The sequence below is a fragment of the Clostridium putrefaciens genome, assembly GCF_900461105.1.
Taxonomy (GTDB): Bacteria; Bacillota; Clostridia; order Clostridiales; family Clostridiaceae; genus Clostridium_L; species Clostridium_L putrefaciens.
The window spans coordinates 1622567-1642643 of record NZ_UFWZ01000001.1; the positions used below are offsets into that span (position 1 = coordinate 1622567).

8 protein-coding genes and 1 pseudogene are annotated in these 20077 nt (G+C 33.7%); 1 reads left to right on the forward strand and 8 read right to left on the reverse strand.

Annotated elements, in window-relative coordinates; translation table 11 throughout:
* Positions 1-2: 2 nt before the first annotated feature.
* The 7 genes and pseudogenes from DY168_RS07035 to DY168_RS07065 form a co-directional block, all read right to left on the reverse strand.
* Positions 3-10763: pseudogene (locus DY168_RS07035) on the reverse strand (amino acid adenylation domain-containing protein); the annotation flags it as partial.
* Positions 10764-10811: 48 nt separating this feature from the next.
* Positions 10812-11801 carry a methyltransferase domain-containing protein gene (locus DY168_RS07040; protein ID WP_172556288.1) on the reverse strand — a complete coding sequence of 330 codons (990 nt, stop codon included), beginning with the start codon at positions 11799-11801 and terminating at the stop codon, positions 10812-10814.
* A gap of 98 nt (positions 11802-11899) precedes the next feature.
* On the reverse strand, positions 11900-12157 hold the full coding sequence (locus DY168_RS07045; protein ID WP_115641120.1) for an acyl carrier protein: 258 nt from the start codon (positions 12155-12157) through the stop codon (positions 11900-11902).
* A 22-nt stretch (positions 12158-12179) separates the two neighbouring features.
* Entirely contained in the window at positions 12180-13382 is a 1203-nt protein-coding gene (locus DY168_RS07050; protein WP_115641121.1) for an iron-containing alcohol dehydrogenase family protein, read from the reverse strand.
* Positions 13383-13433: 51 nt separating this feature from the next.
* Complete coding sequence (locus DY168_RS07055; protein ID WP_115641122.1) at positions 13434-14807, reverse strand: pyridoxal phosphate-dependent aminotransferase; 1374 nt, start codon at positions 14805-14807, stop codon at positions 13434-13436.
* 28 nt (positions 14808-14835) lie between these two features.
* Entirely contained in the window at positions 14836-16725 is a 1890-nt protein-coding gene (locus DY168_RS07060; RefSeq protein WP_115641123.1) for an ABC transporter ATP-binding protein, read from the reverse strand.
* Entirely contained in the window at positions 16713-18551 is a 1839-nt protein-coding gene (locus DY168_RS07065) for an ABC transporter ATP-binding protein (RefSeq protein ID WP_115641124.1), read from the reverse strand. Before DY168_RS07065 ends, DY168_RS07060 begins: the two co-directional genes overlap by 13 nt.
* A 175-nt stretch (positions 18552-18726) precedes the next feature.
* On the opposite strand from DY168_RS07065, the gene DY168_RS14645 reads away from it, so the two are divergent.
* On the forward strand, positions 18727-18864 hold the full coding sequence (locus DY168_RS14645; protein WP_172556208.1) for a hypothetical protein: 138 nt from the start codon (positions 18727-18729) through the stop codon (positions 18862-18864).
* Between the two features lie 25 nt (positions 18865-18889).
* Here DY168_RS14645 and DY168_RS07070 read toward each other — a convergent pair whose 3' ends face one another.
* Complete coding sequence (locus DY168_RS07070) at positions 18890-19918, reverse strand: type III PLP-dependent enzyme domain-containing protein (protein ID WP_115641125.1); 1029 nt, start codon at positions 19916-19918, stop codon at positions 18890-18892.
* Positions 19919-20077: the final 159 nt, after the last annotated feature.

Genomic DNA, 20077 nt, shown 5'->3' on the forward strand with positions numbered 1-20077 from the left:
TAATTCATTTCTAGGTGCAACATAATTCGAATCATTCTCACCATCATTTTTCGGAAGTGCCATTCGGTCCACTTTTCCACTTGCTGTAAATGGAATCCGTTCAAGCTGATAGATATAGGATGGTATCATATAATCCGGTAATTCTTTCTTTAAGTCATATTTGATATCTGAAATTTTAACCTTCTCATCCGAAACGATATAACCATATATCACTTTATCCCCGTGTTTATTTTCATTAATTGTTACTACACAGTCTTTCATATATTCTATTTTCCGTAATGAAGATTCGATATCACCCAGCTCAATTCTGTACCCTCTAATCTTGACCTGCTCATCCATACGTCCAAGATATTCTACATTACCATCAGGAAGCCATCTTGCCAAATCTCCAGTTCGATACATTCTTCCAGGCTCAAAAGGATTATCTACAAATTTTTTCTGTGTTAATTCATCTGCATTTAAATATCCTCTCGCAACTCCAATACCAGCGATACACAACTCACCAGGTATTCCTATGCCACATAAACCTCCCTGATTTAGAATATACATTTTATAGTTGGCAATTGGTTTACCTATTGGTATAGAACGACCATTTTCACCTTCAAACTTATAACTAGAGCTATTTACTGTTACCTCTGTTGGGCCATATGTATTAATTACATTGTATTTGTTACACCATCGTTTTAATACATTTGCATTCGCTGCCTCACCACTTGAGTCAATAATTCTTAATGTCTTAAAATCATCTGGATTTAATTCAGCCAGCATCGTTGGAGTAAATGACGCAATTGTAACATGATTTCTATTACATACTTGCGCAATGGCTTGTGGATTCCTAACATCGTAGTATGATATTAGGCTTAATGTTCCTCCAATAATTAATATATTAAAGATATCCCATACCGACTGATCAAAAACATAATTTGCAACCTGCAATACCACATCATTTTCTGTTAAACTGTAGATTTTACCGTAAGCCAGCATCAAGTTATAAAATCCCCTGTGCTCAATTAAAACACCTTTTTGCTTACCTGTGGTACCGGATGTATAGATACAATATGCCAAATTAGACATAATACATCTTCTAGGAATGTTCTTCGTAATACCTGTCCATGCTCTACAATCTCTTACATCAAGGATCGGATAACCACACAAATCAATCTTAATGTCGCTATTGACTAACACGATCTTAGGTTTACAGTCTTTCAGCATATATTGGATTCTTTCTTCAGGATAATGATCGTCCATCGGAACATATGCCCCCCTGCTTTCAATATACCAAACATACTTATAATCATTTCAATGCTTCGTTCCATCAGCAATGCAACAAAACATTCAGCCTTTACACCTTGCTCAATCAGCTTTACAGCTATATCATTTGCTTTCTCATTAAGTTCTCTATAAGTGATAGATTGATTATCATATACTATCGCTGTTTTCTCTGGAGTTCTTTCTACCTGCTTTTCAAAATAGTCCATAATAAACATATTCTGATCAAATGGAACTGCTGTATCATTAAACTCTTCCAGGACTTTTACTTTTTCTTTATCTGACATGATTGGAATCTCGTTTATTAACGCGTTAGGATTCGCAACAAGACTCTCTAATAATATCTTATAATGGTCTATCAGAAGTTTGATTGTTGCGGAAGTAAATAATTCCTCTGCATATTCAATTACTAATCCAAATCTATTATCTGTTTCATTGATATCCATGGAAATATCAAATTTTGCAATCGAGTTATGATTCATTACATTTTTACAAACGATATTCTTCAATTGCAGTTCTGCTGGTTCTGTATTCTGCATTGTCAGCATGACATCAAATAACGGATTTCTTGAAATATTTCTTTGTATATCTAATTCTTCTACTAACTCTTCAAAAGGATATTGCTGATTTTCATATGCTTTTAAACAGATTTCCTTAATTTCATGTAAAAACTGCATATATTGTTTGGATCCTTCTGTTTTTCCACGTAACGCCAATGTATTTACAAACATTCCTATCATGTCTTCTGTATCATGATGGGTTCTTGAACTAATTGGACTTCCAATTACGATATCTTCTTGTCTACTATATTTTTTAAGCAGAATCATAAACGAAGATAAGAAAATCATAAATACTGTTACCTGCGATTGTTGTGCCAGTTCTTTTATGCTTGAGCAAAGAGATTCTTCTATGGAATCGGTATATATCTTCCCTTTGAAAGAAGCCTGCTGCTTTCTAATAAAGTCATATGGCATATCAATCACTGGAATCTCATCAGCAAACGTATTGATCCAGTATTCCTTTTGCGAAGATATGTCCCTGGTACCCATCCATTCACTATAATCCTTATACTGGTGGGATAACAAAGGAATCTCATTTCCATTATAAAGTGCATTGAACTCTTTTATTATGATACCAATACTAACACCATCACTTACGATATGATGAATATCCCAAAGCATTAAGTAATCGTTATTCCTTTCCATTATCTTTACTCGGAACAATGGCGCTCTTGTAAGATCAAAGGCACGAACAAATCCTTTGACTGCATCCTCTTCTGATATATTACCAGCCTTTTCATATTCGAATTCCGACTCTACATGATTCAGCACCTTCTGCAACAGTCTTCCGCTGTCTAACACGAAAGCTGTTCGTAATATTTCATGTCGATTGATGATAGTCTGGACGGTCTCCTTTATTTTCTGTACATCTACTTTTCCCTGCATTACAATACAATATGGTGAATTGTAAGAAGTACTGTTTTCATTAATGCTACAGTTAAGATATGTTCTCTTCTGAGAGGATGACATATCATAGTATTCCTTTTCCTCTGCCTTAGGTATGGAATCATCAGCCAGCTTTGCATGCTCTTTTGATAATATATCCGCAAGCTCTTTTACAACAGGATGTTGAAAAATCATTTTCAGTGATACTTTCACCTTAAATTCTTTTTCAATCTGATTCACAAATCGGGCAGCTCTAAGGGAATGTCCACCACGATCAAAGAAATTATCAGAAACTCCAACTTTATCTACATTCAGAATATCTTCTAATATTTCACATAACTTATACTCGATTTCTGATTCTGGAGCCTCATATCCACTTTCTATAAAGGTTGATACCTCTGGTAATTTTCTATAATTCAATTTTCCATTTTGCGTAATTGGAAGAATATCAAGCTGCATAAAGTAAGCTGGTATCATATAAACCGGCAGCTTTTCTTTCAGCTTATTACGTAAATCGGCTAACTCAACTTTTTTCTTGGCAACAAAATATGCATAGATGTTCTTCTCACCAGCCGCATCGTTCTTTACAATAACAGCTACATCCAGTATTTCCGGCTGTTCTTTTATCTTATTTTCAATTTCATGTAATTCGATACGGAAACCTCGGATTTTTACTTGTCCATCTGCTCTTCCAATGAACTCGATATTACCATCACTTCTCCATCTGACAATATCACCGGTTTTATAAATTCTTCCTTCATCAAACGGAGACTTTATAAACTTCTGTTTATTCACAGTTTCTTTATTCCAATATCCTTTTGATACACCAGCTCCACCAATGCATAACTCTCCAGGTACACCAATTCCACATAGATTATTTTTTTGATCTAATACATAAAGTTTTACATTACAAATTGGTTTACCAATTGGTATTGGCTTGCTATCTTCAAAATCCTCTTTCGTGCATCGATAAAAGGATGCAATATCCGTACATTCTGTTGGACCATAGGTATTCACAAGTTCTGCATTGCAGTTCTTTGATGTAATCCAAGGTTTCATGATGCTTTTATTGATAATTTCTCCTCCAAGTAACAAATACCGTAAGGTTTCCAACTTCTCATATGAAGTTTCATCATTGGAATAAATGATAGGATAAAATACACTAGATGCACTGTTAATTACTGTAATTTTGTTTCTGACAATTGCTCTTGTTATCTCATCACTGTCATAATTCCATTGATTATATACAAATAGGCATCCTCCAGATAAAAGTGGAGCAAAGATATTCTTTTGCGCCAAATCAAAACTAATAGAAGCAATTAACATAATATTATCTTCTGCACTAAGTTCAAATTCATTTCTATACCAAGTTACCATATTAACGAACGAATTATTCTTGATAACGGCTCCTTTACTCTTTCCAGTCGTTCCAGAAGTATAAATCATATATAGTGAGTCATCTAAACTGGAATTTCTTTGAATTCTCTGTGAAACTCCAGCTCTATGCTGGAATAAATCAATACATGGGAGCTCTCCCTCATATGGAACACCATAGGTTAAAATTGCTTTTGGTGTTGCATCTGTAATGATATCCTGTACTCTTCCTAGTGGGTAAACCGCATCGATTGGAATATATGCTGCACCGGTCTTTAGTATTGCAATCAATCCAACAATCATTTCGATACTACGTTCTGTATATAATGCAACAAAAGTATTACAGCCTACATTGTAATTCATTAATTCTTTTGCTATCGCATTTGCCTGTATATCAAGTTCGTGATATGTTAATTTTCTTCCTTCATATTCAACACAAAAAGCATCCGGCGTTTTATCAACTTGTTTTTCAAACAAATCAATCAGATTCTTCTTAGGAAAGGAAGCACTTGTCTGATTAAATGAATCTACAATTCTATGTATTTCATCATGTGACATCATAAGAAGATTCGCTATACTCTTGTCTGGATGATTCACAATATCAGTTAACAAACTGCAATAGTGTTCTGCAAATACATGAATACTTTTCTCTTCGAATATTTTGGAACAGTATTCAAAATAGAAGATATATTCATTTTCAATAGAATCTATTGCTAATGTGATATCAAACTTGGAAATCTTATTTTCTTCTCTATTTCGATTAATTGCCTTGAGTTCACTTACTGCATTTGTCTGATTGTTTGTATCCTGAAATGAAAACATTACATCAAATATCGGATTACGGGATATATCTCGTTCTATATCTAATTCTTCAACCAGCTGTTCAAAAGGATATTCCTGGTTCTGATAAGCTTTTAAACATTTTTGTTTCACAATCATTAAGCAGTCTGCAAAGGTAGCATCTGATGGCAATTGGACTCTTATGGCCAAAGTATTCGCAAACATCCCCAGCATATTTTCTGTGTTAATATCAATTCGGTTTGCAATTGGTGTACCTACAATAAGATCATCTTGTCCACTATACTTATTTAACAATATAATAAATGCGGAAAGCAAAACCATATATTCTGTTGCAGAATTCTGGGCTGCAGTTTTTTTGATTTTCTCTCTCATTACACTACCTGAATACCTGGTAACCGTTTTTCCCTCAAAACTTTGATTCAAAGGTCTTGGGAAATCATACGGAAGATTTATCATCGGAAGCTCTCCACTAAATTCTGATAACCAGTACTCTCTTTGATCCGCTAAATCACGTTTTCGCATCCATTCACTATAATCTCTATATTGATATTTTGGTAATGCAAGCTCTTCTCCTCTATAAGTTCTGAAAAACTCATTTAGGAAATTCCAATAACTTGTTCCATCACTAATGCTGTGGTGCACATCTAATAGTAATATTGTATCCTTTTTGCGAATGATTAACTTCATTCTAAATAATGGTGCCTTTGTTAAATCAAATGGTTTGATAAATTCGCTTAATACTTCTTTTTCATCTGCACGATCATCTGCCTCTACAGTAATGCTTTCTTCTATATATTCTAAAATGTTCTGAACCAGTTCATCATTCTTCATCTGGAAAGTTGTTCTTAATATTTCATGATGTTCTATCATACACTGGATTGCCTGGATTGCCTTATTTGCATCCATTACCTCATTTACAATAAATCCACCTGGAATATTATATAATACTCCGGTTTCATCCATCTGACTTTGTAGGTATATTCTTTTCTGTGTAGAAGACATAGAATAGAATTTCTTTTGTTCGCATTCCGTTATGCCTAAATTCTTTTTCCTACCTATTTCATCTAAGTAACCAGCCATACTCTCAACCGTTGGATATTTAAAAACATCCTGTATTGTAATGGTATATCCACTAGACTCGCAGATAAGATTCACCAGTTTCATTGCTTTTAAGGAATGTCCGCCTAAATCAAAAAAGTTCTGTTCAATACCAATATGGCTTATCATCAAAACCTGTTTAAAGATATCACATAACAGTATTTCAGTATTACGAGTTGGTGCCTTCACACCTGCTGTTTTTCCTGAATTCATGTTTGGCAATGCACTCTGGTCTAATTTTCCGTTAACCGTCATTGGTATCCGGTCTATCTGCATCATGTAAGCCGGAATCATGTATCCTGGTAAAACATCTCTTAACTGATTTTTCATTTCATCAAATTCTAATCCTTTATTTGCTGTTAGATAAGCATATAAAAGTTTTTCATGATTTGTACTTTCTCTTATAATTACAGCAACATCTACTACATCTGACAACGAACGGATTACACTTTCAATCTCTCCAAGTTCAATACGATATCCTCGTATTTTTGTCTGACGATCCACTCTGCCCAGATATTCGATTTCCCCATTTGGCAGCCATCTTGCCATATCACCGGTACGATATATTTTTCTTTCTTCAAATGATAACGTAACAAATTTCTCTTCTGTTAATTCCGTGTTTCCTAAATATCCAGCCGCAACACCCGCACCTGCAATACATAATTCTCCAGGTTCTCCGATTCCACAAAGAACACCTTTCTTTAATATATAGGCAGTATGATTTCTAATTGGTTTACCAATTGTAATTCGTTGTTCTTCCTGTTCGAACTTCAAGCAAGTTACAACATGTGTCTCTGTTGGTCCGTAATGATTGTAATAAGCATGCATCAATAATGAATCTAAGCATTTCTTATTCAAATACATTGCTTCTCCAGCCAATATAATGGTATGTATCTGATTTAATATACAATCTCCATCTATACTTGAAGTGATAGCATCCCAATAGGATGGAGTACAGAAAACGGTATCTATTTTTTTGTCCGTTATATATCTTGAAAATCCACTAATATCTTTCTTAAGTTCATCTGATACGACTACCAGATTGCATCCCATAGCCAAAGCAGTCGAAATTTCCTGAATGGAAACATCAAATCCAATTGAAGCAAGCGTAGCGATATTATGACACTCCATTTCCAGTTCAGCCTGCTCCCAGGCTACAAGGTTAGAAATCGTACTAATTTTCTGTAGAACTCCTTTTGGTCTTCCCGTAGTACCAGATGTATAAATGCAGTACATAATGTCATCTAATGTTGTTTTTGTACCATCCTCAATATTCGTACAATTCCAGGCTTCTGAATTTTCTAGTAAATACGTATTTTCTAACTCTTCGCATTTTCCTTTTTGTGATAAGATTAATGCCGATTTACAATCATCGCAAATATACTTTATTCGCTCCATTGGTGTATCTGGATTAACTGGTACATAGATTGCTCCTGCTTTTAAAATTGCTACAAATGCGATTATCCACTCAATACTCTTGTCACATATAACAACGATATAATCTTGTGTATGAATTCCCATACCCTCTAATTTATTCGCTAAATAAGAAGATTTTTCATCCAGCTGGCAATAGGATAACACTCTATCTTTTTCCGTTACAGCAATTTGTTCCGGGCACTTCTTTATCTGTTCTTCTATCTGCTTTAGAATATGATCATAGGACAAAGGTTTCTGACCAGCCTGATTAAATTCGTTCATCAAAAGATGTTTCTCCTGATTATCGAACATTTCAATCATTTCTATTTTCTGATTTAAATCGCAACGAATGAGCTCTTCCACCACATGAAAGTAATGATGCAAAATGAGCTTAGCCATATCTTCCTTGTAAAGATCTGAGCAATATTCCAATCTGATTTCGGTATTTTCTTTCTTATAGACATAGAATGTCAAATCAAATTTACTTGTATCAAGAATTATTTCATTCTCTGTTGTTTCATCAGTTTCAATCCTTATTTTGTCTTGTTCCTGATTTTCCATAACTAACATAACATCAAATATAGGATTTCTTGACATATCGTAATTAACATCCACCTGTTCCACAAGTTCATCAAATGGATAATCCTGATTACTATACGCCTGAATACAAGTATCCTTTATCTCCATAAGGAAATCTGATAAGCTTTTGCTGCTTACTGGTTTTCCCCTTAAAGCTAATGTATTCGCGAACATTCCTAACATATTCTCAGTTTCTTTTCTTGTTCGGGCGCTATATACACTTCCTATTACGATATCATCTTGTCTTGTATATTTCGCTAATGTAATCATGGCTGCTGTTAAAAATACCATGTATTCTGTTACGTTGTGTTCCCTAGAAAATTTTCTTAAAGCACCTTCAAACTCTTTTGTAATATCTGTTTTTACTAATGTTTTTCCATTATTGCTTCGTTTCTTTTTCCTTATTGAATCCGTAGGCATATTTAATATAGGCAGCTCACCTGATAATTCGTTTAGCCAGTACTGTTTCTGTCTGTATAAATCTCTCTGATTCATCCATTCACAATAATCTTTGTACTGATATTCAAGTGACTCTAGTTTACCGCCAGCATACAACATATTAAATTCTTTGATAAAATTGTTATAGCTTGTTCCATCACTTATAATATGATGCATGTTAATTAAGATAACCGTATCCTCTTTTTGGTTCACAACCTGCATTCTGACTAAAGACTCCTGAGCCAAATCAAAAGGCCTTACAAAATCTGCAATTAATTCTTTATCACTTAAACTGCTGCTCTCTATATACTCAAATGGAAGCTCTACATGCTCATTCACTCTTTGAACTAATTTTCCATCCTTCATGATAAAGGAAGTTCTTAATATTTCATGCCTTTTAATAACTTCCTGATATGCTCTTTTTATTTTTTCTATATCAATCGTTTTCTTACAAATAAAGCATCTTGGGAGATTATATAATAACTTTGTTTGCTCCATCTCACACACTAGATAAATACGTTTTTGTGTAGATGATACATCATAATATTCCTTTTTCCCTGCCTTAGCAAAATCTAAATTTCTGTCTTCTTTCTTTTGATGTGCAATAAATTCAGCTAATAATCTTACGGATGGAAATCTAAAAATATCTTGAACAGTTACTGTACAATGAAAGACTTGATCAATTCGATTTGTAAGACGGATAGCTTTTAACGACTGCCCACCAATTTCAAAGAAACTTGACTCGATATCAAAATACTGTACATTTAATACATCCTGGTATAATTTGTACAGCTGCTCCTCAACATCACTTGAAAATGTAATTTTCTTCTTTGGAAGTTCTGCCTTCTCTTGGATTTCCAAAAGACGATTTCGATCTAGTTTACCATTCTGGGTCAAAGGTATTTTTTCAATCTGCACCATGTAAGCTGGTACCATATATGGTGGAATCTGACACAACAGACTTTGTCGTAATTCTTTGATATCGATGGTAGAATCACTCACAAGATATGCATATAGCTCACTTTCGCCCATATGATTCTCTCTGGAAATCACTGCGCATGAAGTAACTGCATTTTCATTTTTTATTACATTTTCTACTTCACCTAATTCAATGCGGTTACCATTGATATTAACCTGATCATCTACTCTTCCTAAATATATAATATTGCCATCCTGTTCTATCATTGCTTTATCACCAGTGTGATATAATTTACCTGGTCCAAACGGATTTTCACTTATTTTCTGTTCTGACAAATCATCCAGATTCAGATATCCAGTCATAAGGCCATCTGTAACAATACAAAGTTCTCCTAGCTTACCTGCTGCACATCTTTCTTGATTATCGACGATATATGCAGTAACATTTTTTACGCTCTTTCCAATAGGCAGCTTCTTATAATCTTTTTTCTTTTTATCCCAGTTCCAGCATAAAGCTGCTCCACCAGTCTCACTAGTGCCATATAAATTAGTATATTCCGCATTCTCAGGAATCTTTTCTAATATTCCTGTATTGGTTGCCTCACCTAACGTAATGATTCGATCCACATGAGGAATATTTAACTCCATATAATATCTTGGTGATACAATTAAAACATTAACTTTATTCTTAATGCAAATCGTTTCATATTCTTTGATATTTATTACATTTTCTTTTGTCGTCAGAACAAGCGTAGAACCAGTTAAAAAAGTAAAAAACAATTCTGATACAGAGGCTGTCGATGCCATAGTCGAAAACTGGGCTACAACATCATTTTTCTTAAAATGCAGATCATAACATGCATTCAGTTTAAGTTTCACAATAGCCTTTTGTGGAATAACAACTCCTTTGGGCTTCCCTGTTGTTCCTGAAGTATACGTAATATATGCCGGAGCCTCCAGTGTTGCGTTTGCTCCTGGATTCTTATCTGTCTCATGTTCGAAATGAATTTCTGAAACTTTATATGTCTTTCGAGTATAAACTTCATCTCCAAAACAACACACTGCATCTGCATTACAGTCTTCAATGATATATTCAATTCGCTTCTTAGGCCACTCTGGATCAACAGGTACATAGATTGCACCTAGTTTCAATAATGCAAGAATTGTTACTACGCTATCAATACAATGTTCTGCAATTAATACTACTCTTTTTCCTTTTGTAATCCCCTGCTTCTCAAAATAATATGTTAATTTATTAATTCTGCAATTAAATTGCTGGTACGTAAGTATTTTTTCCCCTTCTATAATTGCAGCTTTATCTGGATATTTATGTACTATCTTTTCAAATGCATCCTGCACACTTATATCTTGATATTGAATGAAATCTGTATCCGTACAACTACCTCCAAGCTCTGAAAAAACCATTGTTAATCCTCCTTATTTATTTCTTTTATATAATAGAATTGACATCCTTTATCGTTCCATTACATAATATTGAAAAATTGAATCTGTTGACTGATCATATCCAATTTTACCTATAACCTTTACTCCAAAACTTTCAAATAAAGAAGTATTCAATAATACAGGCGTATGTCCAAAACATATAATCATTCCACCATTCCTTACTGTGCTTATTAGCTTTTCAAATAGTTCTTTCGCTTCTAATCGATTTACCACTGCATAATTAAGAAACCTCAGCACTAAGATATCAACTGATTCTTGACTAATTGCAGAATCGAATGCATTACAACAGGCTGATTCGTCTACTTTATCTTTCGACATCCTAACCATATTTTCATCCATATCATGACCAATTGTATATGCACCATTAAATTTCTCTTTTACATACTCTAAAAATTTGCCGGTTGAGCATGCAGGATCATAAATTTTAAAGCTGACTTTTTGATTGTCACGTAGAACTTTTTGTGTATATTTTCTCAGATGAGGTTCTGTATCAGACAAAAATTTCACCAGTTGTTCTTCTGTTTTCTCTTTTGATCTCTGTTCCCATACATCTTCCCATTTAAGCATCGTTTCCTGATCCTGATTTAATACGATTGGATATGTCACTTCTACATTTACATCTTCCTTGATTCTATGAAAAGCATATTTTTTTTCACCTTGTTCGAAAGGATAATACGTAGCAGTTACTTTATTGTTTTCAATTTTTATCTCCTTAAAAATCCCCAGTAACATATCTGCTGTAATTCTGCTATCCATATCAACAGATGCATTTCCCTGATTTTTAAAATAATCTATCATTATTTTAAAACCTAATATTTGATATTTATTCTGTATATTAATTAAAAACAGGCGATCTTCGCAATCTCTCTCATCACTTTGAAACTCTTCTAATTCTCTTATGCATACTTGACTATAGGTATATTCTTTTTCAACGGTATTTTCCGCTATACACATTTTTTTGAAATAACTCATTTCTTTTCTTATGAATGCTATATTCATTCTGTATTCTCCTGGTATGATGTATTTCGAAACGAAATACATCAACCTTACCTTTCTCTCTAATTTGAACTATAATTGATACATTTTTGATGCCGATATTATGCTTTCTCTAATTTTTTCTGTATCACAACGAATATATCATTTAAAGATTTATAATTTGTTGTGATTAACTCTTCATCTTCAAAAAAGATGTCAAATGTATCTTCTGCACAAATAATCATCTGCACAATATAAAATGAATTTATACCGTATTTCTCCATCATGCTTTCGTTGCAATCTATGGTGGAAAAATCAATCTCCTCGATTTCTTCTTGTAATGCTGTTATGTATTGTTCTTTTATCTCTTCTAATGTCATAGTAATTTCTCCCTACCTTTTCTTAATTGTTGTTCGTGTATATGGACTCACTCATAATTTGTACGATATCATTTTCTGTTACATTTAATGGATTGGTTAACAAACATAAATCCTCTAATACAAATGGTGCAATTTGATTTATCTTTTCTTGTACTACCAGCTCAAACTGTTCTATTTTGTCTTTACTTAGTCTCAGTTCCAGATACTCAAGTAAACTCGACGGAAGATTCAGTTCTTTACTCATCTTTATGATACTAAGAATTAAATTCTGTACCTTCTCACGATAACTGTTTCCTTCTAACTGTAATATATCCACAATCTGTGCAAGCTTACTACATACTTTTTTATCACGGCTATTAAATTCCATTACTTTAGGCAGCACAATCGAATTTGCACATCCATGATTAATGCTAACTTCTTCACATATGTTTGCCACCTTATGTGAAATTGCATGACACAAATCAAGCGATGCATTCGAAAATGCAATTCCTGCTATTGTAGATGCCTGCTGCATTTTCTCTAATGCCACTTTATCTAATTCATAAGCCTGTACAATATTTTCATAAATTAGTTTCAGCGCTTTTTCTGCCATTGCATCTGTAAATACTGTTGCACCTTTTGATACATACGCTTCTATCGCATGTGTAAATGCATCAAACCCCGTTTGTGCAATTATTTGATTCGGTAATGTTTTTACAAAAGCAGGATCCAGTATAACTACATTCGCCATGCAATACGTATTATAGACAGGTATCTTTATATCAGTATCATTATCTTTTAAAACAAATACTTGTGACATTTCCGATCCACTTCCGCAAGTAGTTGGAATTGCACAAAAACGTGCTTTATTCCCAACTATAACATCCTGCATCTTTTGATAATCTTTCACACTATCTACTTCCTGGTTTTCGTACAAAACCCATATTGCTTTTGCGAAATCAAGTACTGCCCCTCCACCTATTGCTATAATCCAGTCTGGTTGGAATTCTCTCACTTGCTCTATGTGTCCACTGACCGTCTTTAGAACTGGCTCTGTTTTTATACCGTCTAACACTTCTGTTACCATATTTGCTCTTTGCAGTAATGAAATAACTTTTTTAAGCAATGAACTTTCTTTCATATGGTTTCCAATACAAATCAAAGCTCTGCTGCCATCTAATGAAGCAATATTTCTTACAGCCCCAGTTCCATAATATATATTACCTGGTATTTTAAATGCATTCATACTAACGCCTCCTTAGGTCTCTAAGTAAACCCCTCTCCTTACATTGGAATACTATTTTTTCTGTGCTATTTCTTTCAATGTTTCCAAGAGAAAATCAAATTTTCTTTTGAATTCTTCTTCTTCATCTGCAACTGTAATCCGGATGAAAAACCTATCATTCTGCCGCTGGGTCCGGTCACAAAAATCTCCTTGTGTGAAAATATAAATTAATTTCTCTTCTTGCAGATAATCTTTTAATTCTTTTTCCGTATACCCTAATGGATTATTGTATAAAAATACAAAATTAAAACCTCCGATTCGTTCTATATAGCTATAACCTGCATTCCTTAATTGTTTACACGCATAGTTGTAATTGTTCTTATATATATCATAATTTTGAATGATCTCACTGATAAAACGATCTGCATCCTCAATATACTGCTTTGATGTAACGTATGTAAGTAAATATCTTGCAAACTCGTTATTTGCTTCTTTTAAAATGATTTTTCTAAACTTTTTTTGTATTATTTTTCTACGGTCACTATCTGATTCAAAATAAATCATACGGTAAAAATAATCAATAATGATCGGAGCTACTCCCATAATTGTCTGGTGGCAGTAAGTTATATAGTTCATGTACTCAACATAATTTAGTACATCTGACTTTCCTGCAACGTAACCGATTCTCAAACCTGGGATATTTCTTTTTTTCGAAAAGCTATCCATAATAACAGTATTCTGGTAGGAATCTGTTTCCATTATGCATTCTCCATAATAATACGTATGTGACTCATCTAATGCTTCGCATCCCTCCCATTGACACACATCCAAAAAGAGGATACAGTCATTCTTCTTGCATAATTTTAATATTTGTATAAATTCATCACGGGAGTATTTTTCACCCGATGGATTCATTGGCAGTGTTAAAAATAAATACTGAAATCTATCTATTTCCACTGCCCTCTGTATCTCACTAACCTCTGGTATCGTTTTATCTGTTTCGGAAGCAGTCAATAAGTAGGATGGAATATTATTTTGATTACTTAATATTTCATACACAAAATACTGTAAACCAATTAATAGTACTTTCTCAGCCTTCTCTTTCTTTAGATAATCAAATACAAAAGCCATTGCTGCCGTACTGCCACATGTAACACATACATTCTGGAAATAATCATTTTCTTTGTCACTTACTCCAGCCAGCCATCTTTCATAATACGTAATCACACTTCGAAATAATATACCTCCACAAGAAGGAACATAATCTTCAAATTCTGTATTAAGTTTTGCTTCATTTGATAACAGCTCCCTGTAAAGTTTCATTACTCCAGTCGAACTAACACCTGTTGACAGCATAACATTCCTTTTATGGCGGCTTTCATCAGAAACTTTATTTTCGAAATAATACTCAAAATAATCTATATATCTGTTTTTCTTTGGTGTCATAGGGCATCCTCCATTTTCCTCAACTTTGTTAAGCTTCAATCACCTCTTCATCTTTATAATGCTGTGATTGCGCATTCCAAAGCTCAAAATATTTTCCTTTTTCATCTTTTAGCAGTTCATCATGCTTTCCGTTCTGAACCATTTCTCCTTTATGAAAAACAATAATATTATCACTGTAACAACAGGAAGATAATCTGTGTGAAATGAATATTACGGTATTCCCTTGTGTAATTTCGTTCATCTTAGAGTAAATCTCATATTCGGATTCAGGATCAAGTGCTGCTGTAGGCTCATCTAATATGTATACTTCTGCGTTACGGTATAAAGCCCTGGCAATTGCTATTTTCTGTTCTTCTCCACCTGAGATATCGACTCCTCGATCATCGAACTGCTTATAAACAGAATTATCCAGTTGATATTCTAATTGTTCTACTCTGTTCTTAATTCCAACCTTTTCAAGAACGTCCCATACTCTTTGATTGTCATATTTATGGCTAACAGTAACATTTTCCCCCACTGAGAATCCCAAAAGCCTGAAATCCTGAAATACTACAGAAAATAACTTCTTGTATTCTTTATAGTCTAACTTCCAGATATCCGTACCATTAAACGTAATATACCCTTCATCAGGCTGATAAAATCCGCATAACAATTTGATCATTGTCGTTTTTCCGGAGCCATTCATACCTACTACAGCCAGTCTCTCATGATCCTTGATTTTAAAAGATAAATTTTTCAGCGCATACTCATCCGTACCTGTATATTTGAAGCTGACATTACGGAATTCAAATTCATAGGTACCATCTTTCTTTGGATGTACTTCTTCTGTACCCTCGTGAACATCTTTTCCATAATCGATATACTCAAATACCAGATTCAAATATAAATTATTATTATTAATTGCTGTAATCGTTACTGCAATTCCTGATATTGCACGAATTAATTCTGTAATTGTACCATAGTACTTAACTACATTACCAATACTAATAGTTCCCGCTAATGCCCGCAATGTAACAAATATATATACGATTCCGGACATAATAGCTGAAAGAAAGCTGTTTAGACCCCCATATTTCTTTTCTAACTTCTCACAGGCCTTAAAAATACCTACCCAGGCTTTAAATCCTTTTTCCTCCATCTCTCTTGTAACGATTTCACTTTGGTCAAAGATTCTTATATCCTTTGCATACATATTATCATCAAGATATTCCCACAAATAGTAGCAGATATATCTGTTGTACTTCGTTCCCTCCATAGTGGCTTGAAACATTTTCTTTTTCATCTTTCTTGAGAAAAATGCGGTACCATAAATACATACTACAAGCACAAATAAAAATGCCATCGTAAACCAGTGTGAAGTAATCCATGGGTGTTTATCACTTGAAATATCAAAGCAAAATAACATCTTAAAACATATGCTGCAGGCAATGATTACAGATGCCGCATTCTGGCAAAGTTCACCAAGATAGGTTGAAATAATTTTTAACCCTCCGGATTCTGTATCCATGATTCCTTCAATTCTATCTCTTAATTCTGCTGTATCGGAATCCTCTATCTTTTGAAAATCCATATTATAGGAATAATTATTTAAAAATATCTCATGTCTTTCATCAAAAGTTTCTTTTTTTGCAGTAATTATTTTGTTAAGCAGCTCTCTTAAGACTCCTAACAGGAGCAGACTACATATAGAGAAAAGTACTAGTCTGACTAAATTGTTAACATTTCTCTCTCCAGCTAATTCATTAATAATCATTGCAGAGAATGTTATCTCAACAAACGGAAACACTCCCTTAATAATTCCATTCATAATTTCACATAATACTAAATGAGGAGAAATCTCACTTAGCAGTTTAATAGCTCTCTTATTCGATTCGATTCCACACTTAAATTCATTCTTTTTCTCACTTATTCTTGACATTCCGCAATCTCCTTGTAACTATTAGAATTATAGTATTGACTTTGAAGTCTGAATATTCTTGCATATTCACCATCAATCTTCATCAGTTCCTCATGACTTCCAAATTCAGTTATTACAGCATCCTTTAAATATATAATTGCGTCACAAAATTTAGTAGATGAAAGTCTGTGAGATATAAAAATGGACATTTTATTGCCAACGATCTCATTATATTTCTGATAGGTTTCATTCTCAGCAATTGGATCTAATGCAGCTGTAGGTTCATCTAATATAATAATATTGGATTCTTTATAGATTGCTCTTGCTAACAAAAGTTTCTGAAGTTCCCCTTTTGATAAATCAACCCCATCATCTGAAATATTTTTAATTAAATTTGTGTGGATACCATTTGGTAAGCTCTTCACTTTTTCTTCTAATCCTGCTGTATGTAAACAATTCCATACTCTTTTTTCATCAATTTTTTCTTCAACACATAGCGCAATATTTTTTGCAATGCTTGCAGGAAGCAGACCAATATCCTGAAAGATAGCTGAAAACAGTTTGTAGTATTCTATATTCGAAATGTTTCTTACATCAATTCCATTTAATAATACCCTGCCAGATGTAGGAGCTAACAAACCACACATCAGCTTTATTAAAGTTGTTTTTCCAGCACCATTGCTTCCAACTAAAGCATATTTCTGACCACTCTTTATTTCAAAACTAACATGATCAAGAATTAATTTATTGCTCTCTGGATAGCTATAACAAACGTCTTCAAACGTAATCGTGTATGGATGCTTCAATTGACTGATATCAATCTTCTCTTTGTCCTGCTCTATGGAATCCGCATAAGTCCGATAATCCTTTACATAATAATTTGATTCGGTAATTTTAGAAATTAAATCAACGATTTCACGTAACCATTCTCCAAACCCTGCTATTGTCGCAAAGTAAGCTGTGAAAGTACCGATTGACATATCTCCATGAAGCATGATGTAAATCAGGTATGCATATGCTAAACCACTTCTTAGGAAAACTAATACTTGTTCAATAAAGCTTCTTCCAAAGCGCTTATTTTCAATTTCTGTATACATTTTATCTGCATCATCAATTACATCATTACCATGTAACATTAACCATCCTGACATGTCATACATTCTAATGTCTTTTGCAACTGACAGTGCTCTTGTTTTATATGCCATGTAATTCAGTTTTCTTTTAATTACAGCACGTTTGTCTTTATTCTTGTGTATCCATTTCTGGATTAAACTTGATACAAACGCATCAATAGCGTAACTTACAATAAGTAAAACAACAATGATTGGATTTAACAAAACCAGAATCACAAAATATGAAATAAACCCCAATATGTTTTTTCCTAACTCCGTCATATTCGTTAGGAAACTATTCATTCCTGTCTGTCCTGACTCACCTACCGCAATCTCGGCTCTCTGCCTTAAATTTTTCCCTTCTTCAGAGATATAGACACTATAATCCTGTCGGATTGCTGTATCATTGAGTTCTTTTACATAGTAATTATATCTTAAACAATCAGCTAAACGTTTCATGCCAATTTCAGACGCATAATTAAGCCATGTAAGGATTCCAAATATCAAAATTGCTGGTATCATTCTAATCAAAATACTTTCCAGAGAAAGCTGATTTTCCAGAGAGTCCAGAACTATCTTTGAAATAAGAATTGCTACCAAGGCTACTAAAACACCTGATATAACTCTTACAAACTGAATTAATATACTTAATTTATCAAAATTCCACTGGTTTTTTAAAATATACTTAAAATTACTATACATTCCGTATCTATCTTTACTTTTCTTGGTATCCAAGTTTCATCCTCCTATACAATCTAATGATCTCTATCCCTTTATTTATAAGGGGTTCAGATTCCTTTTTTATTAAAAGCCCCCACTTTTTTGCCAAAAACTCTTGACAACTTCATTGGAAAATGCGGCGCTTGGCGCCCTTGTTTATAATATATTTTTCGATTGGAGGCAATTTTTTATGTTACCTGTTAATACTGGCGGTCATCCCGCCTATCAAACTCATGTTGTTACAAATCTTCGTAAATATTATCCAAGTCCTGATGCGATTGCTCGTTCTACATGGGATCTTCCTTATGAGTCAGATTTGCTGGCATGATCAATCAAGATTCCGAGAGATCATTCTATTTAACAATTACCGGGCATTTCTCATAAGAATGAAAATCATTGCAAAATACTGTTGTATATGCTCCGCATCCTTCAAACTCTAAGATATCATCTACCTGTATATCCAGGTTCGATCTTTTAATGACTAATGCAGCACCTAAGCATGTACAATCCATAAATCGATATATGCTCTTCTTCTGCTTTGTTCTAATATTATTAAATAGTTTTACATCAGATGGCTGACGTCTTGTTGCAACACCTTGAGGAACACCAGAATCCATGTACACATCCATCATATGACCATCTTTTCTTACATCAATTACTTTTGTATACAATTTTCCTGCTGATCCTACTATAGACTCGCCTGGTTCCGCATATACATCTACGTCGTATTTTTTGACCAATTCCTCTATTGCGCAGTTCAATCCATCATAAAATTCCTGTCCTGCATTTAGATGAAACCCCCCACCTATATTTACTAGGTATTTCTTTCTATGAATTGTATTCAAAAGCTGTAATATTTCGTCTACACGCTGGCATGCTTTACGAAAGACTTCCACGTTCGTATTATTAGATATATGAAACGAAATACCATCGACATACTGTAGAAATCCACCTTCGTTGTTGATTATATCTTCCATTAACATGCCATAATCTATCGTATTAGAAACAATATCATTAACATTAATACGTAGTACCTTTTTTGAATCAGGAGCATACTTAATTAATTTATTCAGTTCTAATAGTTCTTCAAATACAAAATATTTTCCTCCATTGTCATACACATATTGTATTGTCTCTTCCGGCTTTATTGGAAGACCAAAAATTGTGCATTCTGGAGACACTCCTAAATCCATGATTCTTTTATATTCACCAACACTGGCGCATTCGAATGACGCTCCCACATCGGCTAATACTTTTAATACATCCTTTTCAGCGTTTGTTTTTAATGTATAACAAACATGTGCATTTTTCAGTAAAGAGCACATGTTCTGATAATTACTTACAAGTTCTTTCTTACTAAATATATACACTGGCGTATTCATACAAACCTCCCTATTTAGTTAAGTATTTTTTCCTTTAAATTCAAATAATTTACAGTTATATATCTCAAATGAATGAGCCTCAGTCATGGATATTTCTCTGTATCAAGTACGAAAATAGTGGTATCAGGGTACACGAAGTAAAACGTCATTGTTTTTCGC

Excerpts from the sequence above, each read along its gene's own strand:
- DY168_RS07050 (WP_115641121.1), bottom strand. The coding sequence starts at position 13,382 with ATGAATGCATTTAAAATACCAGGTAATATATATTATGGAACTGGGGCT.
- DY168_RS07045 (WP_115641120.1), bottom strand. The coding sequence starts at position 12,157 with ATGACATTAGAAGAGATAAAAGAACAATACATAACAGCATTACAAGAA.
- DY168_RS07055 (WP_115641122.1), bottom strand. The coding sequence starts at position 14,807 with ATGACACCAAAGAAAAACAGATATATAGATTATTTTGAGTATTATTTC.
- DY168_RS07060 (WP_115641123.1), bottom strand. The coding sequence starts at position 16,725 with ATGTCAAGAATAAGTGAGAAAAAGAATGAATTTAAGTGTGGAATCGAA.
- DY168_RS07040 (WP_172556288.1), bottom strand. The coding sequence starts at position 11,801 with ATGAATATAGCATTCATAAGAAAAGAAATGAGTTATTTCAAAAAAATG.
- DY168_RS07070 (WP_115641125.1), bottom strand. The coding sequence starts at position 19,918 with ATGAATACGCCAGTGTATATATTTAGTAAGAAAGAACTTGTAAGTAAT.
- DY168_RS14645 (WP_172556208.1), top strand. The coding sequence starts at position 18,727 with ATGTTACCTGTTAATACTGGCGGTCATCCCGCCTATCAAACTCATGTT.